The organism is Candidatus Poriferisocius sp. (genome assembly GCF_965202595.1).
Lineage (GTDB): Bacteria > Actinomycetota > Acidimicrobiia > Acidimicrobiales > Bin134 > Poriferisocius.
The window spans coordinates 2,970,489-2,995,709 of record NZ_OZ241836.1 but is presented as its reverse complement, the minus strand read 5'-3'; the positions used below and the strand labels follow the sequence as shown (position 1 = coordinate 2,995,709).

Here is a 25,221-nt window from a genome sequence, read left to right as displayed (position 1 = left end):
TTAATTCCCCTTTGAAGGGAGACAACCATGAACAAACACACCCGCACCAGCGACATCCTGATGCTAGCTACCTTTATGGTTCTTGGCATTGCATCAACCATTGCCACCGGAGCATTTTTCACAATCCTCGGGATCGGGGCACTGGTTGAACTTTTCAATGATGTACCCATCTCCAGCGAAGATAGTGAAGGATTGGGGTACTTCATTCTTGGGGCAGCGGTTAGTGCTGCCGCATCCGTCATGTGGTTCACGCTGGCAGGCACAGTATGGCGAGACATCAAACACCAGCAAGAATTGGAAAGCAGGCAATCAGAAACGGATAATTGACCCGGCAGGGCGACCCACCGAACTTCAACCTCCCGAACTTCAACCTCCCGAACTTCAACCTCAACGGGTACCGAACTCCAACCTCCCGAACTTCAACCTCAACGGGTACCGAACTCCAACCTCCCGAACTTCAACCTCAACGGGTAGGGCGAGCTAACTAGAGTTGGGCCATGACCGTTCGTATCGTGACCGACAGTTCCTGCGACCTCAGCGCCGATGACATCGAGCGCCACCGGATCACCGTGGTTCCGCTCACCATCCGGTTCGGCGACCGGGAGTTCGTGGACGGCCGGGACCTGCCGGCCGAGCGCTTCTACGAGATGATGGCGAACAGTGACCGGTTGCCGTCCACCGCTGCCCCCGCCCCGGGTGCCTTTGAGACCGCGTTCCGGGAGCTGGCGGCCGGTGGGGCCGACGCGATCGTGTGCGTGAACCTGTCGTTCGCCCTTTCGGCCACCGGGGAATCGGCCCAGGCCGCGGCCCGGTCGCTAACCGGTGAGGTGGATGTGCGGGTGGTGGACTCCGGCAAGGTTTCCGCGGGCCTCGGCCTGATGGTGAAAGCCGCCGCCACCGCCGCCGAGGGCGGACACAGCGCAACCGAGATCGAAACGCAACTGGCCGAATTGAAGGACCGGGTTCTCATATACGGCGTGCTGGATACCCTGGAGAACCTGAAGAAGGGTGGGCGCATCGGCGCGGCGCAGGCCCTGCTGGGCAGCGCGCTTTCCATCAAACCCTGCCTGGATCTCACGTCGGGTACCGTGCAGGAGGCCGGCAAGCAGAGAACCCGGGGCAAGGCCCGAGCCTGGCTGGCCAAAAAAGCGACCGAGGTCGGGGAGTTGGAGCATCTGGCCGTCGCCCACGGTGCCGCCGACGACATCGACAGCTTCGTGGCCGGTCTGGGCGACACCCCCGCTCGTCACCCCACAACCGTGACCCTCATCGGCCCGGTGGTGGGTACCCACGCCGGCCCCGGTGTCATTGCCCTGGCCATGGTGCCCGCCACTTGAGCCTATAATCCAACCCTGTCGCATGCTCGTCGCCAACCACGGGGAGCAACAAACCCCGCTACCGTAGCCCGCCTTGGCCCGTATAAATCACCATCGGTAACCTTCGGGCCGTGTCGGAGTTCCTCCGCGACTACCTGCTCGTCGTTTTGTTCCTCGTGCTGGCCGGAGCGCTGGTTTTCGGGATGCTCGGGCTTGGCAGCCTGTTGCGGCCCAACCGCTCACAACCCCAGAAGTACATCACCTACGAGAGCGGGGTGGATCCGGTGGGGCTGGGGTGGTCGCAGAGCAACATCCGGTACTACGTGTTCGCCCTGCTGTTCGTGATGTTCGATGTGGAGGCGGTGTTCATCTTCCCCTGGGCCACCCGGCTGGAGATTTACGGCACATTCGGGCTGGTCGAGATGGCCATCTTCATATTCATCCTGGCGCTGGGCCTGGTGTACGCCTGGCGCAAGGGCGTACTCCGGTGGATCTGAGGTAAGCGGTGGGACTGGTTGCCAGCGGCAAAGCGCCGAAACCCCTGACCAAGCTGCTGAACCTCAGCCGGAAGTACTCCATCTGGATGTACCAGTGGGGGCTGGCCTGCTGCGCCATCGAAATGGGCGCGGTTATCGGATCCCCCCGCTACGACGTTATGCGCCTCGGCGTGATCCCGTTTCCCGCCAGCCCCCGCCAAGCCGACCTGGTGGTTATCTCGGGCACGGTGACCGACAAGATGGTTCCGTCCATCCTCCGCCTCTACGAGCAGATGCCCGACCCGAAGTACGTGATCTCCATGGGATCCTGCGCCAACTGCGGAGGCCCCTACTGGGATTCCTACTCGGTCACCAAGGGGGTGGACCAGATCATCCCCGTGGACGTTTACGTACCCGGCTGCCCCCCCCGACCCGAGGCCCTGCTGGAGGGCATAGTGCTGCTCCAGGAGCGCATCGGCAACGAGGACCCGGCCGCGCGGTGGCGAGGTGACCCGATTGTCGTCGACTGAGACCGACCCCGTCGCAGCCGCAGCACTACCCGATGAACATCGGGAGGGCTGGGCCACCCGGATCACCGAGGCACTGGGCGACGGCTACCGGGACCATCACATCCTGGCGGGCCGTGACCTGTGGGTACGGGTGAACCGCGACTCGTGGGTGGATGCCGCCACCGCGATCCGCGACCGGCTCGGATGCCGGTTCTTCGACTGGCTGTCGGCCATCGACTGGCTGCCTTCCCCCTACGGGCGGGACATGGATGCCCAGGAGGACAACCCCCGGCCCCGGGCGGCCGAGCCCATGGAGCAGGGCTATGCCGGGGGCGAGACCCGGTTCCAGATGCTGCTGCGCCTTTACTCCATGGAGCACCACCTCGGCCTGACCATCAAGGCCGACCTACCCGACGACGACCTGAGCATCGACACGCTGATCGGGGTGTTCCCGGGAGCCAACTGGCATGAACGGGAAGCCTGGGAGATGTTCGGGATCCACTTCAACGGCCACCCCGATCTGCGCCACCTCTACCTGCCCGGCGAGTTCGAGGGCAACCCCCTGCGCAAGGACTACCCGCTGCTGGCCCGCCGAGTGAAACCCTGGCCCGGCATCGTCGATGTCGAGCTGATGCCGGGCGAGGAGAGCTCGTGACCGCCGCTGCCCCTGTCGAGCTGATGCCGGGCGAGGAGAGCTCGTGACCGCCGCTGCCCCTGTCGAGCTGATGCCGGGCGAGGAGAGCTCGTGACCGCCGCCCTCGCCGATCAGCGCCGCCAGATGGCCTACGTTGCCACCCAGGCTGCCGATGCCCGCCTGAACGTGGAGATCGAAACCGAGGGCATGACCCTCAACATCGGCCCCCAGCACCCGGCCACCCACGGCACGCTGAGGTTGGTGGCCCGCCTCGACGGCGAGCAGGTTGTGGAGGCCGAGCCCATCATGGGCTACATGCATCGAGGCTACGAGAAGCTGGCCGAGGTGCGGACCTACCCCCAGGTCACCACGCTCATCAACCGCATCGACTGGCTGGGCAGCTTCGCCAACGAGGTGCCGTTCATCCTGGCCGCGGAGAAGCTCATGGAAGTGGAGGCTCCCCCCCGGGCCCGGTGGATCCGAACCGCGCTGTTCGAGTTGAGCCGCATAGCCAACATCTCCCTGTTCCTGGGTGACATGGCGGTACAACTCGGGGCTCTCACCCCGGTTTTCATGGCCTTTCGCGACCGGGAGTTCGTACTGAACCAGATCGAGGCGGTCACCGGCGGCCGTTTCCACCCCAACTTCGACCGCATCGGAGGCATCAAGGACGACCTGCCCAAGGGCTGGATCGAGGACACCAAGCAGGTAATGAGCCGGATGCGGGACTTCTGCGACGAGTTCGAGGATCTGGTGCTGGGCAACGAGATCTTCCAGGCCCGCACCCGGGGCATCGGCATCGTACCCCCCGAGGTGGCCCAGTCCTACGGCCTGTCGGGAGCCAACATCCGGGCCAGCGGCGTGGACTGGGACCTGCGCCGCGACGGCGATGAAGCCCTGGCATACGACCAGCTCGACTGGAAAGTATGGACCCACCCCGACGGTGATTCCTTCGCCCGCTACTGGGTCCGGCTCCAGGAGACCCGGGAAGCCACCCACATGGTGGAACAGCTCCTGGAAGGGTTGCCGGCCGGGCCGATCATGGCCAAGGTGCCCCGCATCATCAAGGTGCCCGCCGGGGAGGCCTATGCCGCCACCGAGAACCCGCTGGGCGAGATGGGCTACTACATCATCAGCAAGGGCGACCTGGTGCCGTTCCGGGTCAAGATCCGTTCGGCCAGCTTCTCCAACATGTCCATAACCCCCTGGCTGCTCAAGGGGGTGTACGTGCCCGACATCATCACCATCCTGGCCAGCCTGTACTTCATTCTCGGGGACATCGACCGATGAATGTGAGTTCGGCCCTTTTGGTGGTGCGACCGATGAATATGGGTTCGGCCCTTTTGGCCGTGGAAGTGCCCTACTGGGTATCGGCCATCCTCAAGATGGGGGTCATAGCCCTGGTCATTCCCACCGCCGCGCTGGTGCTGGGTTACGTGTTCCTGCTGAAGATGATGAGCTTCATGCAGAGCAGGCTCGGCCCCATGGAGGCCGGGCCGTTCGGCTCCCTCCAGCTTTTGGCCGACGGGCTGAAGTTCATCCAGAAGGAGGACATCTTCCCGGCCAAGGCCGACCGGACGGTGTTCGCGCTGGCCCCGCTGGTGGTACTCATATCCACCTTCTTGATCTACGTGGTCATTCCCGCCGGCCCCGATGCGGTGGTGGCGCAACTGGATGTGGGCATCTTCTACGCCCTGGCGGTGTCATCGCTGTCGGTGGTGGGCGTTTTGATGGCCGGCTGGGCCTCGGCCAACAAGTACGCCCTCATGGGGGGTCTGCGGGCCGCCGGGCAGCTAATCGCCTACGAGCTGCCGCTGGTGCTGGCGGTCATGGGCGTTGTCATCCAAGCCGGCACCCTCGACCTCCAGAAGATCGTCACCGCCCAGGCCTCCGGCGAGATATTCGGGTGGGACGGCATCGGTAACCCGTTCATTCTCACCCAGTTCGTCGGCTTCTTCATCTTCCTGGTGGCGGTGCAGGCCGAGCTCACCCAGCCGCCGTTCGACATGCCGGTGGCCGAATCGGAGATCGTCGGTGGCTACCAGGTCGAGTACACCGGCTTCCGGTTCCTGTTCTTCTTCATGGCCGAGTTCGGCACCGCCTTCGCTTTCGCCGCGCTGGCCGCGGTCATGTTTCTGGGGGGGTGGGCGCTGCCGTGGGGCGACCTGGAGCACTGGGCATTCAACATTGCCGGTCCGGTGATAATGGTGGTGAAGGTCATGGCCGTGGCGGCACTGATCTTCTGGTTCCGCTTCACCTACCCGCGGTTCAGGGAGGATCAGCTTCAACGTCTAGCCTGGAAGTTTCTGATCCCGCTGGCACTGCTCAACATCGTTGTCACCGGCGTTTTCAAGGTAATCCTCTAGGAGCAACGCATGGGACTGGTACCAGGCATGATCAAAGGGCTCAAGGTCACCGCCCGCACCATGATCCGCACCCTGTTCGGGGACGGACCCCCGGTGGTCCCCGCCCCTTCCGAGCATTCCCACACCGTGCAGTATCCGCATGTGAAGGAGATGCCCGCCGACCGGGCTCGGGGGGTGATCGCCCTCCACGAGGAGAACTGCACCGCCTGCATGCTGTGCGCCCGGGAATGCCCCGACTGGTGCATCTACATCGAGGGCCACAAGTACCTGGCCCCGCCCCGGCGGGAAGGGGGCAAGCCTCGCCAGAAGAACGCGCTCGACCGCTTCGACATCGACTACAGCTTGTGCATGTACTGCGGCATCTGCGTGGAGGTATGCCCATTCGAGGCCCTGTTCTGGAGCCCCGAGTACGAGTACTCCGAACCCCGCATCGCCGACCTGCTGCACGACAAGGAACGCCTCGGCGAGTGGATGGAGACGGTTCCCGACTTCGAGCCCTACGAAGCCGGATCGCAGCAGAAGGTGCTGAAGGTTCCCCGGTGATCGCCGAGCACGTCGCCTTCGGGATCATCGCCGCGGTGATGGTGGCCTCCGCCCTCCGGGTGGTGACCACCCGTGACATCATGCACGCGGCCCTGTACCTGGTGATCGTGCTGGCCGGGGTGGCCGCCCTGTTCCTGCTGGTGGGGGCCGAGTTCACCGGCATCACCCAGATACTGATCTACATCGGGGCGGTGATCGTGCTGTTCCTGTTCGGAATCATGCTCACCCGAGCGGACTTCGACCAGGACGAGGAGACCGACCACCGGCGCAAATACCCCGCGGTGCTGACCGCCCTGCTGCTGGTGGCGGTAATGCTCACCGCGCTGGTGGATCGCTTCGGGGATGTGAAGCTGGACACCAACCTTCCCGGCGGCCAGACCCCCCAGACCACCGCGCAGGTGTCGGACGAACTGTTCTCGCAGTACATCGTGCCCTTCGAGGCGGTTTCGGTGCTGCTGCTGGCCGCCCTCATCGGGGCTATCGTGATCGCCCGCCGCGAGGAGGGCGGCTGATGGAACCGTCGGGAGCTGATGGCTCACCACGGCACCCACTTCTCTCGGGAGTTGATGGCTGATGCTGCTCAACGAGATGTTGATTCTGGCCGCAGTGCTGTTCTGCATCGGGGTGTACGGCGTGCTCGCTCGCCGCAACGGCGTGCTGGTGCTCATGTCCATCGAGTTGATCCTCAACGCGGTGAACATCAACCTGGTGGCCTTCGGGGCCTTCAACGACACGGTGGCCGGCCAAATCTTCGCCCTGTTCGTGATCACCGTGGCCGCCGCCGAGGTTGGCATCGGCCTGGCCATCATCCTGCTGCTGTACCGGAACCGCCGATCCATCGACTTGGACCAGGTCGATCTGATGAAGGGATGAGGTGCCGGTGTCGTACCCGCTAGTCGCTCTGCCGCTGAAACCGCAAGGATGAGGCGGCAATGCTGAACACCATCACCGCCGCCGCGGAAACCACCGGCAAGGCCGTGGCCGCCTCGGGCTGGTTCCTCGAGAACGCCTGGCTGATCTGGCTGTTCCCCGCGGTGTCGTTCGTGCTGATCCTGCTGTTCGGCAAGCGGTTCCCCCGGGGTGGCTCCGAGGTAGGCATAACCGCTGTGGGGGCCTCCCTCGTATTCGGCCTGATCACCGCCATCCAGTGGATCAGCGAGGTGGAGAGCGGCGGCAGTGGAAGCACCGGTCCCGAGGGGGAGCACGCCCTGGGCGCAGGCAGCCTGATCGCCGCCGCGGAGGGCGAGACCTCAGGCGGGGTCGGCGCGCTCACCCGCTCCATCACCTGGCTCACCAGCGGAGCCGAGGCCATCGGTGCGGGCATCATGATCGACGGTTTGGCCGTGATGATGATCTTCGTGGTCACCGTGGTGTCGCTGCTGGTGCACATCTACTCCACCGACTACGTGAGCGGTGACCGGCGCTACACCCACTTCTTCGCCTTCCTGAGCCTGTTCACCGCGTCGATGCTTTTCTTCGTCACCGCGTCCACCACCATCCAGATGCTGGTGGGCTGGGAGCTGGTCGGGGTGTGCTCATTCGTGCTCATCGGCCACTGGTGGGAGGACAAGAACAACTCCGATGCCGCCCTCAAGGCCTTCCTCACCAACCGGGTGGGCGACATGGGCCTCATCATCGGGGTGTCGGTGCTGTTCTTCGGGGCCGGCACCTTCGACATCATCGGGGTGAACGAGGCCGCCATCAACGGCAGCATGAGCCACACGGTGACGCTGGTGGCGGCGGTCAGCCTCACCGCCGCGGTCATGTCCAAGTCGGGCCAGTTCTTCCTGCACACCTGGCTGCCCGATGCCATGGCCGGACCCACCCCGGTGTCGGCCCTCATCCATGCCGCCACCATGGTGGTGGCCGGGGTCTTCATGGTGGCCCGGCTCTACGGGGTGTTCTTCGAGGGCTTCACGATCGGGGGCTCGAGCATCAACCTGCTGGCCCTGGTGGGTGGGCTGACCACCCTGGTGGGAGCCTCCCTGGCCTTCGTCCAGAACGACATCAAGCGGGTGCTGGCCTACTCCACCGTGTCCCAACTGGGCTACATGGTGCTGGCCCTGGGGGTGGGAGCGTGGACCGCAGCCCTGTTCCACCTCTTCACCCACGCCTTCTTCAAGGCCTGCTTGTTCCTGGGCTCGGGATCGGTCAGCCACGCCGTTCACTCCTTCGACATGAAGAAGGACATGGGCGGTCTTCGCCGGGCCATGCCCCACACCTACCGGACTTTCATGATCGGCACGGTGGCGCTGGCCGGGCTGCCCATCCTGTCGGGTTTCTGGTCCAAGGACGAGATCCTGGCGGGCACCGGCGGGTGGGGGCTGTTCGGCGGCACCGGGGGCAACGGGGCCTACACCGTCATGCTGGCCATGGGCATGATCACCGCCGCCCTCACCGGGGCCTACATGACCCGGGTGGTGTACCTCACCTTCTTCGGGGCGTTCCGGGGCCACGGCACCCCCCATGAATCCGGCCCCCGCATCACCGTGCCGCTCTGGATCCTGGGGGGCCTGGCCGTGGTCGCCGGTTTCATCAACCTTCCCCACGGTTTCCAACTCGTGCCGTCGGGTTGGGAGGAGAAGTTCCTCCAGTGGGTGGAACCCAGCGGGGTGAGCTACTTCCCGGTGATCGAGCACGCCACCCCGTCGTGGACACTGGCCATCGTGTCGGTGTTGGTGGCCCTGGCCGGAATCGGTATGGCCTACCGTTACTACTTCGTCCGGGTCAAAGCAGTGGGCCCGACCGCCACCGAACTGCCCAACGGGCTAACCACCAGATCATTGCCGGCCCGCCTCGGCCATCGGATCCTGGTCAACAAGTACTACCTGGACTGGCTCTACACCACGGTGATCGTCGGCTTCGTCAAGCGTCCGCTGGCCGCGGCAACCTACTGGACCAACCAGAACGTCATCGACCGGATCGTCAACGAGGCCGGCAAGCGCTCGGTGCAAGCCGGCAACGTCGTCTACCACAAGGTGGACCAACTAGTGGTGGACGGCATCGTTAACGCCACCGGGAAAATATCCGACGGCTCGGGGGAGGAGTTGCGCCGCATTCAAACCGGCAAGGTGCAACAGTACGCCGCCCTCATGTTCGTCGCCGCCACCATCCTGGCCGGGATCTTCATCATCTTCATCTAGGGAGCGCGTGTTTCTATGGAGGACTTTCTCAACAACTGGGGGCTGAGCATATCGACGTTCCTGCCTGTCATCGGCGCGGCCGTCATGATGCTCATTCCCAAGAGCAAGGAGCAGATCCACAAGCTGATCGCTCTGGGTACCACCGTGGCGGTGGCCGTGTTCGGCGTGCTGCTGCTGATCCAGTTCGTCGACAACGACAACTACGGTGCCCTCAACTTCGTGGTGGACAAGGGGTGGATCGACGTCATCGACTCCCGGTACATCATGGGCATCGACGGCATCTCGCTACCGCTCATGCTGCTCACCATGCTGGTGGTTCCCCTGTGCGTGATCTATTCCTGGAACCACTTCCCGGAGCCACGCAATCCCAAGGCCTTTTTGATACTGCTGCTCATCCTCGAAACCGGGATGATCGGCACCTTCGCAGCCCAGGACCTGATCCTGTTCTTCGTGTTCTTCGAGGTGGTGCTGCTGCCGATGTACTTCATGATCGGGGTGTGGGGGGGCGAGAACCGACGCTACGCCTCCATAAAGTTCTTCCTGTACACCCTGTTCGGTTCGGCCCTGATGCTGGTCAGCTTCCTGGCCCTGTACTTCTTGGCCGATGCCGGCACCTTCGACATGCGACTGCTGCCCGATGCCGCCGCCGGTATCGCCAAGTCGTCGCAGCTCTGGGTGTTCGGCGGCATGTTCCTGGGGTTCGGGGTCAAGGTGCCCATGTTCCCGTTCCACACCTGGCTTCCCGATGCCCACACCGAGGCCCCCACCGTGGGCTCGGTGATCCTGGCTGCGGTGCTGCTGAAGCTGGGCACCTACGGGTTCGTGCGCATCGCCATCCCCATCCTGCCCGAGGCGGCCGCTGAGTGGGCCCCCTTCATCGGCCTGCTGGCGGTGATCGGGATCATCTACGGAGCGTTGGGTTGCCTGGCCCAGCGCGACCTGAAACGGCTGGTGGCGTTCTCATCGGTGGCTCACATGGGCTTCGTGATGCTGGGCATCTCCACCCTCACCGACCTCGGCATCAACGCCGCGGTGTTCGGCATGGTGGCCCACGGGCTCATAACCGGGATGCTGTTCTTCCTGGCCGGATCGGTGAAGGAGCGCTATCACACCCTGGACATGACCCGGCTGGGCGGGCTGCTGGTGCAGGCCCCCCGCTTGGGCTGGATCCTCGGGTTCTGCGCCATGGCCTCGCTGGGCCTACCCGGCCTGGCCGGTTTCTGGGGGGAGTTCCCCGCCATCTTGGCCTCCTACAACCCGGCGGCGGTGCTGGCCGAGGAAACCTACCGGTCGTACATGGTGATCGCCGCTCTGGGCACGGTGCTGGCTGCCGGCTACCTGCTGTGGATGCTCCAGAAGACAGCCTTCGGCACCCCCCGGGAGGAGTTCGCCAACGATGCCCGAGTGCGCGATGCCACCATCGCGGAGTACCTGGCCTGGGTGCCGCTGCTCGTGCTCATCGTGGTGCTGGGGGTGTATCCCAACCTGCTCTTCGGGGCCACCGATCCGGCGGTGACCAACTCGCTCAGCGAGTGCTTGGACTCGGCCCGCAGCGGGGCGTGTTTCGACGCCGCGGCGGGCGGGTAGGCCGTGTCAATGCTCTCATCGGTGCCGGCGGTGGCCGGTTTCATCCGGCCCGACATCGACTGGCATGCGGTCGCCCCCGAACTCACGCTGCTGGCAGTGGGCGCGGTCGTAACCCTGCTCGACATCGTGCTGCTGGAGCGGGGCCGGAGATTCACCTCGGCGATGGCCGGTATCGGGCTGCTGGTGGCCCTGATCCCCATCGTTACCCTGGCCGCCGCGGGCGACACCCGGGAAATGTTCGGCGGGGCCTTCGTGGTGGACGACTTCGCCCTGATTCTCAAGGCCATGTTCATCGTGGCCGCCTATGTGGTGGTGCTGCTGTCCACCAACTACATGGCCGAGGGCGACTACTGGGAGAACGAGTACTACGGGCTGTTGCTGTCGTCGGTCATGGGCATGGTGCTCATGGCCTCGGCTCGCGATCTGATCACCATCTTCGTGGCCCTGGAACTGCTTTCCATCCCCGCCTACCTGCTGGCCACCTGGCGCAAGGCCGACCCGAGGAGCAACGAGGCCGGGCTCAAGTACTACCTGATGGGGGTGTTCGCCTCGGCCATCATGCTGTACGGGATGTCACTGCTGTTCGGTATAGCCGGCGATACCCGGCTATCGGTCATCTCCGATGCCGTATCCGGGACAAGCTCCGAGCCGGTGATAACCCTGGGCATCGTTTTCATAATCGTGGGGTTCGCCTTCAAGGTGTCGGGCTTCCCGTTCCATACCTGGGCTCCCGACACCTACGAGGGCGCACCCACCCCGGTGACCGCCTTTCTGGCCGTGGCCTCCAAGGCAGCGGGGTTCGTGGCCCTCATGCAGTTGGTGTATGCCGGTTTCCCCGGGCGCGACGACGTCTACCAACCTGTGCTGTGGATCCTGGCGGTGGGTTCCATGACCGCGGGCAACCTCATCGCCCTGCGCCAGGACAACATCGTGCGCCTCATGGCCTACTCCGGGGTGTCCCAGGCCGGCTTCATGCTGGCCCCCCTGGCGGTGGCCGGCGATGTCGGCACCGATGCCCTACCGGCGGTGATCACCTACCTGCTGATCTATGCAGCCATGAATCTGGGGGCGTTCGCGGTGATAATCGCGGTGGCCCGGCGCACCGCCTCAGGTGAGATCAGCTCCTACGCCGGGCTGTTCCGCTATGCCCCCGGCATGACCGTGCTCATGTCGATCTTCATGTTCTCCCTGGCCGGCATCCCCCCGCTGGGGGGCTGGTTCGCCAAGTTCGCCGTGTTCAGGGCCGTGGTCGAGGCCGACACCGGCTGGGGCTACTCCCTGGCCGCCATCGCCGCCATCAACTCGGTAATAGCCCTGTTCTACTACGCCAAGGTGGCCCGCATGATGTGGTTCGAGGACACCCCCGCCGGTGCCAACACCTCCGCCCTGCGGGTGCCCCTCTCACTGGTATCGGCCCTCGCCATCACCGCAGCGGCCACCCTTTTGTTCGGCATCTACCCCGCAGCCATCACCCACTTCACCGACGGCACCCTCCTAGCCCTCCCATGATTGTAAAGCTGGTGAAGGTTGCTGACATCTGGTTCGGGCAAACCTCCGACCAACTACAGAAAAGTCATTTGATTTATATCGGTGCCGATGATCTTACCTCGCAAGTGCCGAAGATCAATAACTGCACCAAAACATATAAAAGTTGACTCAAAACGCTCATAATTCTCCCCCCAATATACCATTGCGCAGGACATTGGCGCTCCCTTACCTACATCTTTCCCATTCTCTAAGAACCGTAACCGCGTATCATATAGAAAGGAAACTGCTGTCGCGGCTCCAAAGATAAACTCTTTCCAATGCCGTGTATTTGTTGCGACCGGTACTAAAGCGAGGACCTCAGACCCATATTGTTCATGGCTCTCTGCACATCGGCGAAGCCAATCACGGATCGTTGTACCCCTCTCACGATCTCTGCCGTAGGGAGGATTCACAAAAATTGAAGGATACTTCCATGACTCAATAAGTCCGTCCGATGTCGGTAGTGAATATTCTACTTCTGCACCGATTATCGAATAGCGGTTGGAACATGGGTCAAGAGCAACGACTCCACCAAAAAAGTCATGAATAGCTCTTACATACTTAGGTGGTGTGCACCATCCCTGGCTCAAAGAGTCAGCGTTGCTACGTCCTGCAGTCATTATGCTTGTACTTCCTTTCGTGCAAGTTTTACTAGATCTGCTCGAAGCAGGTCTAGTGACATTCCAGAAGGGGAAATTAAATTAAACCAACCCTCAACTTTTTCTTGATTATCTTGAAACCACCGTCTCAACAATTCATCTGCTACAACGTCAACACGTACTTTAGTGAAACGATTCTTGCCCCTCTGACCAGTATAGCTTGCTCGAAATGCCTCTCCAATAGGAGCCAGCGCTGGAAGTGGATTCAGAAGGAGATTTTCTATAAAATTGGCCAAACCTTCATCAGTTAGGAATAATAAGTAGTCATAGGATTGAGATAGAACCAAAAGCTCCTTGTTAGGGTTATCGGATGTAAACCAGTTACCATGGTTACTGACAACACCTACAGTTAGAATAAAGTCATTAATATCACTCAGTTGGTCCTCCTCTATAAGTTGACGAAGAACTTCTTTGTAAGGGCCTGTATAGAGACTTCCATCTTCATTCTCGATGACACCATAAAATTGTCCGCTTCGGAGACGTATTTTCTGAAGTGATGATACAGATCGAGCTACATATGCTCTTTGCTTTGCTTTCTCAATTGTTTGGGGGCCTGTTGACATCCCTTCTTCTACCCCTACACGCTTACATTCAATAATTGCAAATGGTTGAGTCGCCAGTTTACAGACAACTATACACTTTAGCTCAGTATTGATGTTTGCCACTACTAGTTCGGTGTCTCTCTCAAGCAAAAGTGCAGAGTTACGCCTGATTCCATCATTACTAAGAACTTGAACCTGCTTCACCTCACCCAAAAAGGACAACTTATTCCTAATTTTGGTCCCAGTAATAGGCAATGTTATATCTGAAATATCGAGTTCATATCTGCTAATAACCGGGTGCAATGAAAACTCGACATTGTGCCGAATCACAGGATTAGCGAACTCAGAGATGCGACGCTCAATAACTAAGTTATCAGTGAGACCCCAGGTCTGTAATGCATAAAAGGTGACAACTTCAACCAGTGTGCCTAGTGCACGACCAGCCGCCTTCTTCTGATCACTAGCGTAGGAAAACACGGTCTCTGCTAATACCAGTTGAAGGGCATCTATTGAAGCATAGGTCACAATAACATCTCCCAGATAGGCTTATCCAAGTTTACGTCAGCCAACTGCGAGTGCCTGTTGTTGACGGTACTCCTGCTCTGAGTATAAAGAGTCCAAGGTGAAGTTGCTCCGGTTCGACGATCATATGATTCTGGGGATTGTGTCCTGGTGGGGAAGGAGGGTTGCGTGAGTCGTGTGTCCAGGCACTCGTAGGCTACCGTCCCTTTATCACTGAGGAGGTAGCACATGAGTTCTTTCGGTCGGGAGTCCACGGCTGAGGAGGTGGTTGGTGGGTTGGACCTGTCGGGGCGGGTCTTTGTGATCACCGGCACCTCCAGCGGGCTGGGGGAGGAGTCGGCTCGAGTGCTTGCCGCCCGGGGGGCTCGGGTGGGCATGCTGGCCCGGAACCACCAGGCCAATCTCGAAGCGGCCGAACGCATACGATCCTCGGTGCCCGATGCCGATCTGTCGTTGCACCAGGTGGATCTGGCCGACCTGGCCGACCTGACCAGGTTCACCGCGGCGGCCGCCAATGAGTTCGAGCGCATCGATGTGCTGATGAACAACGCCGGGGTTATGTGCTGCCCCTTGGGCCGGACGGCCGACGGCTTCGAGATGCAGTTCGGCACCAACCATCTGGGCCACTTCGCCCTCACCGCCGGCTTGATGCCACTGCTGCGCCGAGCGGAGCAGCCCCGGGTGGTCACCCTGTCATCGGGCGGCCATCGCATCTCCGATGTGGATCTCGACGACCCCAACTTCGAGCACACCCCCTACGACCCCTGGGTGGCCTACGGGCGGTCCAAGAGCGCCAACGTGCACTTCGCCGCCGAGCTGGCCCGGCGCTTTGGCGACGAAATCACCTCGCTGTCGGTGCACCCCGGTGCCATCCCGACAAAGCTGGGCCGGCACATGACCAGAGAGATGCTGGATGGTATGAGGGCCAGAGCCAGGGCCAGCTCACCCTCGGGGCAGGGACTTCAGATGAAAAGCCTGGAGTCGGGTGCCGCCACCCAAGTGTGGGCTGCCACCGCATCGGAACTGACCGAGCAGAACGGCAAGTACCTGGCCGACTGCGATGTGGCTGAGCCCGGCACGGGAGAAACCGGATACGCCCCGCACATCTATAATCAGGCCACCGAGGCCGCGCTCTGGGAGCTGAGCGAGCGCCTTACCGGTTTGCCGTTCTAGCCGGCTGAACCGGTCAAGCCCGGCGGGGACCGCCCCGGGCCAGTTCTCCTGGCCGCGGCCCACCGATTGAATCAAGCCTGGCGGGGACCGCCCCGGGTGCCGGGCCAGCGGGAGCCGCCAATGGTGTCGGCCATCGGCCAGAACGCATCAGGGTCCAGCGGCCCCGCGTTGGTGATGTGGCGAGCCTTCATCCTGTTGGTCACCAACCGGGCCGAGAGCTGCTCGACGATGGGGAAGTAGCGGGCCACCGGATCCCAAGGGCTGTCCAGCAGGCGCAGCTCGCCGTCGAGCTGTTCAACATGAACTTGCTCGAAGGTGGTGGCCACATCCACCACGTGAGGGGCAAAGTCGTACTCCTTCTCCGCGCCACCGATGGCCCGCGAGTACTTGGTCCACCACTCGTGCTCGGTGATCTCGCCCTGCTCGGGTGCCACCGTGCCAACCACGTGCCCCTCGAACTCAATGAACGTGTAACCCTGATGGATGGTTCGGGCTTCCACCTTGTCGCCGAGGCGGAAGAACCGGATATCGCACGGGTACTTGGGCTGGCCGTTGGTCTCTCCGCTGATGAATATCGCAGCCTCCTGATCGATGCCCAAACCCAGGCTGTACTGCCCGCTCACACCCTTCCAGCTCGCCGGCACCTTCACGCTCACGCCGTACTCGGGCTCGCCCAGAACGGGCACGCAGTAGACCCCCACCGTGACGATGGGCTCTCCGGCAACCAGCCCCGGCGGGAGAATTTGCTCGACACCGGAAGGGTCGGTCCGGTACTCGACGACCAGCTTGGGCCAACCGGCAACCTCTCCGGGCCGGGTCATGGGTGTCTCGGTCATGGTGCCTCCAATACTGAATATGCGGACCAGGTCGGTGCCGCTCGTTGGCTTTCCGACAGTGTATTGAAAACCCTGGAGCCGCGCCCCACGACCCGGTTGAGAAACCGGGTCGGTTGTGCCGCCATACTTGGGGGATGGGGTTTGGCGAGGATGGGGGCAGGCTTTGCCCGGTTCCTGCCGAGGGGTTCGCGAAGTTCATGGAACGGGCGCTGTATGGCCCCGAGCAGGGGTTTTACCAGTCAGGCCATGCCGGGCGGCGGGGCGGGCATTTCATCACCAGCCCCGAGGTGGGGCCGCTGTTCGGTGCGGTGGTGGGCCGGATGCTCGACCGGCGCTGGGACGAACTCGGCCGGCCCGCCCCGTTCACGGTGATCGACGCCGGTGCCGGGCCGGGCACCCTGGCCCGCACCGTCGCCAAAGCCCAACCCCGATGCAGCCCGGCCCTGCGTTGGATCAACGTGGAGCGAAGTTCGGCGGGGCGGGCTATGCACACAACCGGCGAGTCGGCCGCACACCTGCCGGAAGGCCCGCTGACCGGGGTGATACTGGCCAACGAGTTGCTCGACAACATGCCGCTGCGCCTGCTCGACGACGATGGTGGCGAGGTTGGCGACCGCCGCCCCGATCCCAGGACGCTGCTGACCCCCCAGCAGGATCAGGCGTGTGCCTGGCTGGCCCATGCCCTTTCCATCCTCGACCGGGGGACGGTGGTGGTCATCGACTACATGAGCACCACCGGGGAAATGGCTGCCCGCCCCTGGCCCGAGTGGCTGCGGACCTACCGGGGGCACCATCGGGGCGACGACCCCTGGACCGCTCCCGGCACCCAGGACATCACCTGCGAGGTGGCCCTGGATCAACTCGTTGCGGTGCGGTCTCCTACCCGCGTACACAGCCAGGCCGCATGGCTACGGGACCACGGCATCGAGGACCTGGTGGCCGAGGGGGCCGCCGCCTGGCGAGCCGGGGCCGCCCGCGGTGATCTGGCCGCCATGACCGGACGGAGCCGAGCAATCGAAGCCGAAGCCCTGCTGGATCCCGCCGGGCTGGGGAGCTTCACCGTGGCCGAATGGGACACACCAGCACCGGCGTGAACCCCCAACCGCAGGCCCGAACAACGCTTTGGAACCAGCAACCAGGCTGGCAACACCAACCGGACTCAACCCCGCACCGCAGCCCCGAACAATGCTTTGCAACCAGCAACCAAACTGGCAACACCAACCGGACTCAACCCCGCACCGCAGCCCGGAACGACAGCGCCACCGGGTTCACCCTGGGGGTCTCCGGCTGGATGGCCACCTGGTAGCGGCCCGGGGCCGGCAGATTCATCGTCCGGAAGTCGGCCACAAACGGCACGTTGACCAACTCTCCAGGGTCGTGTCCCGATCCCAACTTCACCTGAACCTCGCCCACTATCTCGGCCAGCTTCTGCCCATCGGCATCCTCAACCCTCACCCTGACCTTGTGGGAGTCGGTCGCCTCCACCGGTGACATCTCCAGCACCAGCGCCAGCATCATCCCGACCGGGGCCGGAAACGACTCCCGGTACACCCGGGTGATGCCCGCCGAACTCACGAACAGCAACCCCTCCCGCACCTGGGCAAAGTCGCACAAAGTCGCTACCCGAATGTCCATGTGGGCCTCTCCCCGTTGGCTCAATGGCCAGTTTATGCATTAACCGTTGCCCCTCAGGCCATCAGCCCACTGGCACCAATCTTAATTTCAATTGGCAACAACAAAGTAGGCTCCCTTGCGCCGTTCTGTGAAAACACCGGAAAGGAACGACATGGCCGAGGCCACCATCGAGGACTACTACGTCGAGAATCGCACCTTCGCCCCGTCACCCCAATTCACCGCCGCCGCCCTGACCCGCGACCGGTCGCTGTACGACGAGGCCGAAGCCGACTTCGAGTCGTTCTGGGCCCGCCAGGCCCGGGAGTTGCTGGACTGGGACACCGACTTCCACACCGTCCTGGAGTGGAACCTGCCCTTCGCCCGGTGGTTCATCGGCGGCACCCTCAACGTGTCCTACAACTGCCTCGACCGCCATGTCGAAGCGGGTCGGGGCGACAAGGTGGCCTTCCACTGGGAGGGCGAGCCCGGCGACACCCGCACCATCACTTACGCCGATCTGCTGGATGAGGTGTCGAAGTTCGCCAACGTGCTCAAAAGCCTCGGGCTGGCCGCCGGTGACCGGGTGGCCATCTACATGCCGATGATCCCCGAACTGGCGGTGGCCATGCTGGCCTGCACCCGTATCGGGGTGGTCCACTCGGTGATCTTCGGCGGGTTCTCCCCCGATGCCATCGTGGATCGCTGCGAGGATGCCGCGGCCCGGCTGATCATCACCGCCGACGCCGGCTACCGCCGGGGGACCCCGTCCATGCTGAAACCCAACGTGGACACCGCCCTGGCCCAGGGAGCGGCCTCGGTGGAACACGTTGTCGTGGTCAACCGCTGCAACACCGGCATAAACATGGTCAAGGGCCGGGATCTGTGGTGGCACGACCTCATGGCCGATGCCCCGGCCGGCTGCCCCCCCGTGCCCATGGATGCCGAGGCGCTTCTTTACCTGCTGTACACCTCGGGCACCACGGCCAAACCCAAGGGAATCATGCACACCACCGGCGGTTACCTGACCCAGGTGGCGTTCACCCACCGCTACGTGTTCGACCTGAGGCCCGACACCGACGTGTACTGGTGTGCTGCCGACATCGGCTGGGTCACCGGCCACAGCTACATCGTGTACGGCCCGCTGGCCAACGGCGCCACCTCGGTGATCTACGAGGGCACCCCCGACACCCCCGGCCGGAACCGGCTGTGGGACATCGTCGAGCGCTATGGCGTCACCCAGCTCTATACCGCCCCCACCGCTATTCGCACCTTCATGAAGTGGGGAGCGCAGGAACCGGCCAAGCACGACCTCTCCAGCCTGCGGGTACTGGGCACGGTGGGCGAACCCATCAACCCCGAGGCGTGGATGTGGTACCACACCCACATCGGCACCGGGAGCTGCCCCATCGTGGACACCTGGTGGCAGACCGAGACCGGCGGCCACATGATCTCCCCGCTTCCCGGGGTCACCACCACCAAGCCGGGATCGGCCACCCATCCCATCCCCGGTGTTTTCGCCGAGTTGGTGGACGATGCCGGCCGCCCGGTGACCCGAGGGGGCGGCTACCTCACCATCACTCGCCCCTGGCCGGCCATGCTCCGGGGCATCTGGGGCGACCCCGAGCGCTACCGGGACACCTACTGGAACCGGTTCGAGGACCGCTACTTCGCCGGCGACGGAGCCAAGATCGACGACGACGGCTACTTGTGGCTGCTCGGCCGGGTGGACGACGTGATGAACGTGTCCGGCCACCGCATCTCCACCACCGAGGTGGAGTCGGCCCTGGTGGACCATGCCGCGGTGGCCGAGGCCGCAGTGGTGGGAGCGGCCGACAACACCACCGGGCAGGCCATCATCGGCTACGTCATCCTGCGCAGCGGTCACGATGCCACCGGCGAGCTGGGCGAGGAGATCCGTCGCCACGTGGCCACCAAGCTCGGGGCCATCGCCCGGCCCCGGACGGTGGTGCTGGTTCCCGATCTGCCCAAGACCCGCTCGGGCAAGATCATGCGCCGCCTGCTGCGAGACGTGGCCGAGGGTCGAAGCCTGGGCGACACCACCACTCTGGCCGACCAGTCGGTGGTGGACGAGATCCGGCTCAGAGCCGCCGAATCCCCCCAGGAAGATTGAGCTCCCGGGCCGATCCCTCGCACGATGGCTTCGCGGCCGCAGTGGAGCTGGACTTGGAGCCGGAAAGATTGAGCTCCCGGGCCGGTCCCTCGCACTGGACATGGCGAAGCGGCCCCATCAAGGGTGGTCCGGCAGTGATCGTGGACGTGGACGGGGTCATCTCCGACGCCGGCCACCGTCAGCACCTGGCGCGGGATCGCCGCTGGAACGAGTTCTTCGACGGCTGCCCCCAGGATCCCCCGCTCGAGGTGTCCATAGCCCTGGTTCGATCTCTGGCCCCCGACATTGCCGTGGTGCTGCTCACCGCCCGCCCCTGGCGGTTACTGCCCGGCACGGTAGCCTGGCTGGACACCCATCGGGTCCGTTGGGATCTGCTGGTGCTGCGACCCCCCAACCACGCCGGTTCGTCACGGGACTACAAGGCCACCGAGGTCGAGAACCTTCGCCACCACGGTTTCAACCTGCTGTACGCCCTCGAGGACGACCCCCGAAACGTGAAGATGTACACCGAGGCCGCTGTGCCCTGCCTGTACATACACTCCGGCTACTACGACTCAACCAACTAGCCCGATCCGAATACAGGCAAGCATCCACCTCAACCAACCAGCCCGATCCGAATACAGGCAAGCATCCACCTCAACCAACCAGCCCGATCCCAATATAGGCCAGCATCCATTGCCCGGATAGCGTCGCTTCCGGGTAACCTGCAAGCAGGGTCGGAAAGGAAACGGACCGGGGTATGAACACCTTCAAGACATTCTTCCTACTGGGGCTCATGGCCGCGCTGTTCGTGGCTGTCGGCGGGCTGCTCGGCGGCAGCGGCGGGCTGACCATCGGGATCATCCTCGCGGTGGTCCTGGTGGGGGGTTCCTACTGGTTCAGCGACAAGCTGGCCATTGCCTCGGCCCGAGCCGTGCCGGTCACCCGGGAACAGCTTCCGGAGTACTACCAGATCATGGAGGAACTCACCACCAAAGCCCAGATACCCATGCCCAAGCTGTACGTGAGCCCCAACCCCCAACCCAACGCCTTCGCCACCGGCCGCAACCCCAAGCACGCCGCGGTGGCCATCACCGAGGGGCTGGTGAACCACCTCAACTGGAAGGAGATCCGAGGGGTGCTGGCCCATGAGCTGGCCCACATCCGCAACCGGGACATCCTCATCGGCTCGGTGGCAGCCGCGGTGGCCATGGCCATCACCTTCGCTTCCCGCATCGCGGTGTGGGGCATGCTCTTCTTCGGCGGGCGAGGCCGCGACCGGGGCGCAGGAGACATCATCGGGGTGCTCCTCGCCGCCATCCTGGCCCCCATTGCCGCCTCCCTGCTCCAGATGGCAATCAGCAGAACCCGGGAATACCAGGCCGATGCCTCAGCCGCCCAGTTGATCGGCGATGGCGAACCCCTGGCCCGGGCGCTGGAGAAACTCCATGACGCCTCCCAACGCATACCGGTCAACGTGCCGGCCGAGCAGGCCTCCCACTACATCGTCAACCCGCTCACCGGCCGCACCCAGTTCCGCAACCTGTTCAGCACCCATCCCCCAGCCGATGAGCGCATCCGTCGGCTCCGCTCCGGTGAATGGGCCCCCCAGGCCTACTGAGCACCCGAACAATCAGAACCACCAAACCAGGCCACCCGAACAACCGAGCAATCACCGCCGCCAAGTCAAACCTACCGAACAATCAGTCCCGGAAGTTGCCGAACTCGAGGGGGATACCGAAATCGGCCTCCTTGAGAGCGGTGATCACCTCCTGGAGAACGTCCCGCTTCTTTCCACTCACCCGGATCTGGCCACTCTGGGTTTGCGATGACACCCCCTTGAAGCCCAAGCCCTTGATGAACTTGTTCAACTCCCGGGCCTTGTCGGCAGATATACCCGCAGCCAGCGCCGCCTCCTGGCGAACCGTCGCTCCCGATGCTTCGACCACCGACCCGTAGCTGACCCCCCTCAGCGAAACCTTGCGCCGCACCAGCTTCTCCTCCAGCACCTGACGGGCAGCCGCCAGCCGGTCCTCGGTGGACGACCGCAGCGTGATGCTCCCGTCACCCAGCTCCACCTCGGTGCCGGTGTTCTTGAAGTCGTAGCGGCTGGTGATCTCCCTGGCCGCCTGGTCCACCGCGTTGCGGACCTCCTGGATGTCAAGCTCGGAGGAAACATCGAATGTCGGCATCACCCAAAACTACCTCAGCAGTAACTCGAGTGGGGGATCCGGCGAGAGCCCGTTGAGCCGAGGGGAATCGATCACCCAAAACCACCTCAGCAGTAATTCGAGTGGGGGGTTGCGGTTTGGATCAGTAGAATGACCCGCTGTTGGGTCGGTGCCCGAGTGGCCAAAGGGAACGGGCTGTAAACCCGTCGGCGTAGCCTTCGGAGGTTCAAATCCTCCCCGGCCCACTCCAGTCCTGAAGCATGAGCTGCATAATCGTCACGTCCAACCAGCGACCGAATTTGCGACCCACCTGCCGTTCGATGCCCACCACCTCGAACCCCACGGATAAATGAACCGCTTTCGAAGCCACGTTGCCCCCGGATATACGGGCCATGACGGTGTGGAACCCGTGGTTCTGGGCCACCTCGATCAGCTCCTCCAGCAGAGCTCGGCCTATGCCCTCCCCCCGATGGTCCTGATGCACATAGACCGAGTTCTCCACCGTTGTGTTGTAGGCCGGTCGCGAACGGTAGGGCGACAACGAGGCAAATCCGATCACCGTGGCGTCGTCCCCCTCCGGCGTGGCCACGATCACGGCATGCACCCCGCTGCGATCCTGCAACCAGGCCCGCTGAGCAGCCAACGTGCGGGGCTCCAGCTCGAAAGTGCTGGTCCCGTTCAGAATCTCGTGGTTGGTGATCGCTCGAATACCCTCGGTGTCGCTCAACCGGGCCGCTCGAATCGCCATACCGCAACCAATCAACCAACTCTTGGACCGGCATCGCTCAACCGGGCCGCTCGAATCGCCATCAGTGGCATCGTATGGTCTTGAACGGTCCGAAACCGGTTTTCCCGTCCCCGGCGGGGGTGGCATTATGGACGAGAAACTGGGGCAGATCCCCAAGCCCGCCTCCTTAGCTCAGTCGGCAGAGCGTTTCCATGGTAAGGAAAAGGTCGAGAGTTCGATTCTCTCAGGAGGCTCAAAGTCTTCTCGGGGGCGTAAAGCTACTTAGGAGGCTCAAAGTCTTCTCGGGGGCGTAAAGCTACTTAGGAGGCTCGGAGGCGGCGTAGCTCAGTTGGTAAGAGCGCTCGACTCATAATCGAGAGGTCGCCAGTTCAAGTCTGGCCGCCGCTACCACCCATCGATCTGCTCGCCCCGGGGGCGGGTAACCAGGCCCATCATGTGGGGCCGAGCTTGATCGATCTGCTCGCCCCGGGGGCGGGCGATAGGCTTGCCCCATCGAAGCTGGAGCATCTTACGAACCGGTCCTCGAGGATACCGATCTGGTGGAAGCCGCCCGCCGCGGCGACCGTGACGCATTCAACGAACTGGTCCGGTCCACCTACAGGGATCTGTACGCCCTGGCCTACCGACTCACCGGAAACCGGGAGGACGCGGGGGATGTGGTACAGGAGGCCTACGTCCGGGCCTACCGGGCCATACGCCGCTTCCGGGGTGATTCCAGCTTTTCCACCTGGATGTACCGCATCACCAGCAATTGTGCCTCGACGTGTCTGAGCCGCAGATCCCGGCACCGCACCGAGGAGCTGACCAACGATGCCCCCATAGTCGATCTGCGCCCCGAGCAGGACCCAACCCTGCGGGCCGAGGCAGCCGTTCTGCGCCACCACCTGGATCGAGCCATCCGAGCCCTGCCCGAGTGCCTCCGCCAAGTGGTGGTGTTGCGAGATTTGCACGACCTGTCCCACAACGAGATCGCCGAAGAGCTGGGCATCACCACCACCGCAGCCAAGGTTCGACTCCACCGAGCCCGCCAGCGACTCCGCGCCATCCTCCACCGCACAAACGAACACCGCACCACCGAGCACCGCACAAACGAACACCGCACCACCGAGCACCGAACCAACGAATCGGGGAACAACCGAGTGGTGCTCGCGAGCCGGGACGGCTGTGGAAAGGCGGCTTCATGATTATTGATGCCACCCGAGCTTTCGGCCACCGCACCACATCGGCTCCCCCCTCCCTCTGGCCCCCGGCCGAAGCACCCTCCACCCTTTTGTGGCATGTCATGGCTCGCCTCGACCAGTGCGACCGGCATCGCCAGCTCACCAAGCGCTGCCTGGCCGCCACCACCCTGGCCGCGGCATCCGTCGTCATCAGCCGCCGCATGCGGCGATAAGGTCTGCCCACCCGGGATTACGCATTGCGGGGATTATGTATGACGGGATGTATGGCGGGGATGGGGATTATGCATTGCGGGTTGGCGCGCCCGGCGCGGTAGCCTTGTCATGATCCCTTGACACTTGACAAAGGGCAGTGGCTCAATTGGTAGAGCACCGGTCTCCAAAACCGGCGGTTGGGGGTTCGAGTCCCTCCTGCCCTGCGTAAAGCAGCCCCTATCCCGTGGTGCCGGGCATCCAGGAGAGCCCCATGACCGACTTGAATCGACAGCAAAAGCGAATGGCCCAGAAGCAGGGCTTCGTTGACGAGGACGGTGAGCAGGTCCGCGAACGTCGTCAACCCCGCTCACAACCCCGACCGGGTGAGGAGAGGGTCGGCCCGGCCCAGTTCCTGCGCGAGGTCCGCAGCGAGCTTCGTAAGGTTTCCTGGCCCCGGCGCGAAGAGGTTGTCAACTACTCCATCGTGGTGCTGGTTGTTCTGGTGCTGCTAACCGCAGCCATCGGGCTGCTCGACTGGGGTTTCAGCGAAGCCATCCTGAAGTTGTTCGACCGATGAACCCTGAAGTAGACGGTAGTGGAATGACAGACCTCTTCCCCGCGACCGAGGACACCGGCGCGTCCGATTCCGAGAACACCGGCGGGCTGAACAAGGCCGCTGTGGCGACTTTGCTGCCCACCGGACCGGGGGTTCAGCCCACCGATCCCCCCAGCAATACCGACGAGGTCATCGACGCCGAAGAACTGGTTTACGAGAAACCCGAAGAAGAGCCCGAAACCATCAGCCCCTACGACATGCCCGGCAAGTGGTACGTGGTTCACACCCAGTCCGGCTACGAGAACAAGGTTCAGCAGAACATCGAGGCGCGCCGGCGAACCATGGGCGTTGAAGGCCACATCCACGAGACCGTCATCCCGATGGAGGACGTGGTGGAGTTCAAGGGCGGAAAAAAGGTCACCTCCAAGAAGAAAATGTTCCCCGGTTACCTGCTGATTCGGGCCGAGATGAACGACACCTCCTGGGAAGTGATCCGCAACACTCCCGGCGTGACCGGTTTCGTGGGCCACGGTCGGCGGGGCAGCAAGCCGTCACCCCTCAAACGCCACGATGTGGAGAACTTCCTCCAGGTCAAAAAGGATGGTGAGAAGACCATTCGGCGCACGAAACCCCGCCTCCTGTACGAGGTGGGTGAGACCATCCGGGTCAAGGAGGGACCATTCGCCGATTTCTCCGGCGAAGTCACCGAGATCAACGAGGATCAGCTCAAGGTGAAGGTTCTGGTCAACATCTTCGGCCGGGAAACTCCGGTCGAACTCGAGTTCTCCCAAGTTGCCAAGCTGTAGCAGGAAGGGT

General features: G+C 63.2%; 29 protein-coding genes and 4 tRNA genes. 26 read left to right on the top strand and 7 right to left on the bottom strand.

Annotation, left to right across the window (positions count from 1 at the left end; genetic code table 11):
- Positions 1–27: 27 nt before the first annotated feature.
- The 13 genes from ACOGXC_RS13700 to ACOGXC_RS13640 all read left to right on the top strand — a co-directional run bounded on the left by ACOGXC_RS13700 (position 28) and on the right by ACOGXC_RS13640 (position 12,083).
- Complete coding sequence (locus tag ACOGXC_RS13700) at positions 28–327, top strand: hypothetical protein (protein WP_419918723.1); 300 nt, start codon at positions 28–30, stop codon at positions 325–327.
- A 170-nt stretch (positions 328–497) separates the two neighbouring features.
- On the top strand, positions 498–1,337 hold the full coding sequence (locus tag ACOGXC_RS13695; protein WP_419918722.1) for a DegV family protein: 840 nt from the start codon (positions 498–500) through the stop codon (positions 1,335–1,337).
- 110 nt (positions 1,338–1,447) lie between these two features.
- Complete coding sequence (locus ACOGXC_RS13690) at positions 1,448–1,813, top strand: NADH-quinone oxidoreductase subunit A (protein WP_419918721.1); 366 nt, start codon at positions 1,448–1,450, stop codon at positions 1,811–1,813.
- An 8-nt stretch (positions 1,814–1,821) separates the two neighbouring features.
- On the top strand, positions 1,822–2,322 hold the full coding sequence (locus tag ACOGXC_RS13685; protein WP_419918720.1) for an NADH-quinone oxidoreductase subunit B: 501 nt from the start codon (positions 1,822–1,824) through the stop codon (positions 2,320–2,322).
- Positions 2,300–2,956: an NADH-quinone oxidoreductase subunit C gene (locus ACOGXC_RS13680; RefSeq protein WP_419918719.1), complete on the top strand. Its 657-nt coding sequence runs from the start codon at positions 2,300–2,302 to the stop codon at positions 2,954–2,956. Before ACOGXC_RS13685 ends, ACOGXC_RS13680 begins: the two co-directional genes overlap by 23 nt.
- Positions 2,957–3,046: 90 nt before the next feature.
- Positions 3,047–4,225, top strand: coding sequence for an NADH-quinone oxidoreductase subunit D (locus ACOGXC_RS13675; RefSeq protein WP_419918718.1), 1,179 nt, complete (start codon positions 3,047–3,049; stop codon positions 4,223–4,225).
- Positions 4,226–4,290: 65 nt separating this feature from the next.
- Positions 4,291–5,301 carry an NADH-quinone oxidoreductase subunit NuoH gene (gene nuoH, locus ACOGXC_RS13670; RefSeq protein ID WP_419920089.1) on the top strand — a complete coding sequence of 337 codons (1,011 nt, stop codon included), beginning with the start codon at positions 4,291–4,293 and terminating at the stop codon, positions 5,299–5,301.
- A 9-nt stretch (positions 5,302–5,310) separates the two neighbouring features.
- Complete coding sequence (locus ACOGXC_RS13665) at positions 5,311–5,844, top strand: 4Fe-4S binding protein (RefSeq protein ID WP_419918717.1); 534 nt, start codon at positions 5,311–5,313, stop codon at positions 5,842–5,844.
- The gene (locus ACOGXC_RS13660; protein ID WP_419918716.1) at positions 5,841–6,356 is read left to right on the top strand and encodes an NADH-quinone oxidoreductase subunit J; all 516 of its coding nucleotides are present in this window, start codon (positions 5,841–5,843) and stop codon (positions 6,354–6,356) included. The genes ACOGXC_RS13665 and ACOGXC_RS13660 overlap by 4 nt, the downstream gene beginning before the upstream one ends.
- 61 nt (positions 6,357–6,417) lie before the next feature.
- Positions 6,418–6,717, top strand: coding sequence for an NADH-quinone oxidoreductase subunit NuoK (gene nuoK, locus ACOGXC_RS13655; protein WP_419918715.1), 300 nt, complete (start codon positions 6,418–6,420; stop codon positions 6,715–6,717).
- Between the two features lie 59 nt (positions 6,718–6,776).
- On the top strand, positions 6,777–8,987 hold the full coding sequence (locus tag ACOGXC_RS13650) for an NADH-quinone oxidoreductase subunit L (protein WP_419918714.1): 2,211 nt from the start codon (positions 6,777–6,779) through the stop codon (positions 8,985–8,987).
- A gap of 15 nt (positions 8,988–9,002) precedes the next feature.
- Positions 9,003–10,574, top strand: a complete 1,572-nt coding sequence (locus ACOGXC_RS13645) for a complex I subunit 4 family protein (RefSeq protein WP_419918713.1) — start codon at positions 9,003–9,005, stop codon at positions 10,572–10,574.
- A gap of 9 nt (positions 10,575–10,583) precedes the next feature.
- On the top strand, positions 10,584–12,083 hold the full coding sequence (locus ACOGXC_RS13640; RefSeq protein WP_419918712.1) for an NADH-quinone oxidoreductase subunit N: 1,500 nt from the start codon (positions 10,584–10,586) through the stop codon (positions 12,081–12,083).
- Between the two features lie 53 nt (positions 12,084–12,136).
- Here the strand turns inward: ACOGXC_RS13640 and ACOGXC_RS13635 are convergent, their stop codons facing one another.
- Entirely contained in the window at positions 12,137–12,721 is a 585-nt protein-coding gene (locus ACOGXC_RS13635; protein ID WP_419918711.1) for a DNA N-6-adenine-methyltransferase, read from the bottom strand.
- Complete coding sequence (locus ACOGXC_RS13630; protein WP_419918710.1) at positions 12,721–13,827, bottom strand: hypothetical protein; 1,107 nt, start codon at positions 13,825–13,827, stop codon at positions 12,721–12,723. The genes ACOGXC_RS13635 and ACOGXC_RS13630 overlap by 1 nt, the downstream gene beginning before the upstream one ends.
- Positions 13,828–14,052: 225 nt before the next feature.
- On the opposite strand from ACOGXC_RS13630, the gene ACOGXC_RS13625 reads away from it, so the two are divergent.
- On the top strand, positions 14,053–14,997 hold the full coding sequence (locus tag ACOGXC_RS13625; RefSeq protein ID WP_419918709.1) for an SDR family NAD(P)-dependent oxidoreductase: 945 nt from the start codon (positions 14,053–14,055) through the stop codon (positions 14,995–14,997).
- Positions 14,998–15,068: 71 nt separating this feature from the next.
- On the opposite strand, the gene ACOGXC_RS13620 is transcribed toward ACOGXC_RS13625, so the two are convergent.
- Positions 15,069–15,833 carry an acetoacetate decarboxylase family protein gene (locus ACOGXC_RS13620; protein ID WP_419918708.1) on the bottom strand — a complete coding sequence of 255 codons (765 nt, stop codon included), beginning with the start codon at positions 15,831–15,833 and terminating at the stop codon, positions 15,069–15,071.
- Between the two features lie 134 nt (positions 15,834–15,967).
- Here ACOGXC_RS13620 and ACOGXC_RS13615 point away from each other — a divergent pair, with 134 nt between their 5' ends.
- Positions 15,968–16,927, top strand: a complete 960-nt coding sequence (locus ACOGXC_RS13615) for an SAM-dependent methyltransferase (protein WP_419918707.1) — start codon at positions 15,968–15,970, stop codon at positions 16,925–16,927.
- Positions 16,928–17,060: 133 nt separating this feature from the next.
- On the opposite strand, the gene ACOGXC_RS13610 is transcribed toward ACOGXC_RS13615, so the two are convergent.
- Positions 17,061–17,468 carry a DUF6941 family protein gene (locus tag ACOGXC_RS13610; protein WP_419918706.1) on the bottom strand — a complete coding sequence of 136 codons (408 nt, stop codon included), beginning with the start codon at positions 17,466–17,468 and terminating at the stop codon, positions 17,061–17,063.
- A 151-nt stretch (positions 17,469–17,619) separates the two neighbouring features.
- Here ACOGXC_RS13610 and acs point away from each other — a divergent pair, with 151 nt between their 5' ends.
- The 3 genes from acs to ACOGXC_RS13595 all read left to right on the top strand — a co-directional run bounded on the left by acs (position 17,620) and on the right by ACOGXC_RS13595 (position 21,178).
- On the top strand, positions 17,620–19,578 hold the full coding sequence (gene acs / locus ACOGXC_RS13605) for an acetate--CoA ligase (protein WP_419918705.1): 1,959 nt from the start codon (positions 17,620–17,622) through the stop codon (positions 19,576–19,578).
- Positions 19,575–20,144: a hypothetical protein gene (locus ACOGXC_RS13600; protein ID WP_419918704.1), complete on the top strand. Its 570-nt coding sequence runs from the start codon at positions 19,575–19,577 to the stop codon at positions 20,142–20,144. Before acs ends, ACOGXC_RS13600 begins: the two co-directional genes overlap by 4 nt.
- Positions 20,145–20,317: 173 nt before the next feature.
- A complete protein-coding gene (locus ACOGXC_RS13595; protein ID WP_419918703.1) occupies positions 20,318–21,178 on the top strand; it encodes a M48 family metalloprotease in 861 nt (286 codons plus the stop codon).
- 82 nt (positions 21,179–21,260) lie between these two features.
- Here ACOGXC_RS13595 and ACOGXC_RS13590 read toward each other — a convergent pair whose 3' ends face one another.
- Positions 21,261–21,749 (bottom strand): YajQ family cyclic di-GMP-binding protein, encoded by a 489-nt coding sequence (locus tag ACOGXC_RS13590; RefSeq protein ID WP_419918702.1) that lies wholly within the window; start codon positions 21,747–21,749, stop codon positions 21,261–21,263.
- A 142-nt stretch (positions 21,750–21,891) separates the two neighbouring features.
- Between ACOGXC_RS13590 and ACOGXC_RS13585 the strand changes: the two genes are divergently transcribed.
- Positions 21,892–21,973, top strand: a tRNA-Tyr gene (locus ACOGXC_RS13585).
- Here the strand turns inward: ACOGXC_RS13585 and ACOGXC_RS13580 are convergent.
- Positions 21,955–22,476 carry an N-acetyltransferase family protein gene (locus ACOGXC_RS13580; protein ID WP_419918701.1) on the bottom strand — a complete coding sequence of 174 codons (522 nt, stop codon included), beginning with the start codon at positions 22,474–22,476 and terminating at the stop codon, positions 21,955–21,957. The two genes, ACOGXC_RS13585 and ACOGXC_RS13580, sit on opposite strands and share 19 nt — an antisense overlap.
- A gap of 160 nt (positions 22,477–22,636) precedes the next feature.
- On the opposite strand from ACOGXC_RS13580, the gene ACOGXC_RS13575 reads away from it, so the two are divergent.
- Positions 22,637–22,709: transfer RNA gene (locus tag ACOGXC_RS13575), tRNA-Thr, on the top strand.
- A gap of 80 nt (positions 22,710–22,789) precedes the next feature.
- Positions 22,790–22,866, top strand: a tRNA-Met gene (locus tag ACOGXC_RS13570).
- Here ACOGXC_RS13570 and ACOGXC_RS13565 read toward each other — a convergent pair.
- On the bottom strand, positions 22,861–22,983 hold the full coding sequence (locus ACOGXC_RS13565; RefSeq protein ID WP_419918700.1) for a hypothetical protein: 123 nt from the start codon (positions 22,981–22,983) through the stop codon (positions 22,861–22,863). The genes ACOGXC_RS13570 and ACOGXC_RS13565 overlap by 6 nt on opposite strands.
- A gap of 32 nt (positions 22,984–23,015) precedes the next feature.
- Here ACOGXC_RS13565 and ACOGXC_RS13560 point away from each other — a divergent pair, with 32 nt between their 5' ends.
- The 5 genes from ACOGXC_RS13560 (at position 23,016) to nusG (ending at position 25,211) form a co-directional block, all read left to right on the top strand.
- Positions 23,016–23,660 carry an RNA polymerase sigma factor gene (locus tag ACOGXC_RS13560; protein ID WP_419918699.1) on the top strand — a complete coding sequence of 215 codons (645 nt, stop codon included), beginning with the start codon at positions 23,016–23,018 and terminating at the stop codon, positions 23,658–23,660.
- Positions 23,657–23,869 carry a hypothetical protein gene (locus ACOGXC_RS13555; protein WP_419918698.1) on the top strand — a complete coding sequence of 71 codons (213 nt, stop codon included), beginning with the start codon at positions 23,657–23,659 and terminating at the stop codon, positions 23,867–23,869. The genes ACOGXC_RS13560 and ACOGXC_RS13555 overlap by 4 nt, the downstream gene beginning before the upstream one ends.
- 131 nt (positions 23,870–24,000) lie before the next feature.
- A tRNA-Trp gene (locus ACOGXC_RS13550) sits at positions 24,001–24,073 on the top strand.
- A 47-nt stretch (positions 24,074–24,120) separates the two neighbouring features.
- On the top strand, positions 24,121–24,426 hold the full coding sequence (gene secE / locus ACOGXC_RS13545) for a preprotein translocase subunit SecE (RefSeq protein WP_419918697.1): 306 nt from the start codon (positions 24,121–24,123) through the stop codon (positions 24,424–24,426).
- 23 nt (positions 24,427–24,449) lie between these two features.
- Positions 24,450–25,211, top strand: coding sequence for a transcription termination/antitermination protein NusG (nusG, locus tag ACOGXC_RS13540; RefSeq protein WP_419918696.1), 762 nt, complete (start codon positions 24,450–24,452; stop codon positions 25,209–25,211).
- Positions 25,212–25,221 lie beyond the last annotated feature (10 nt).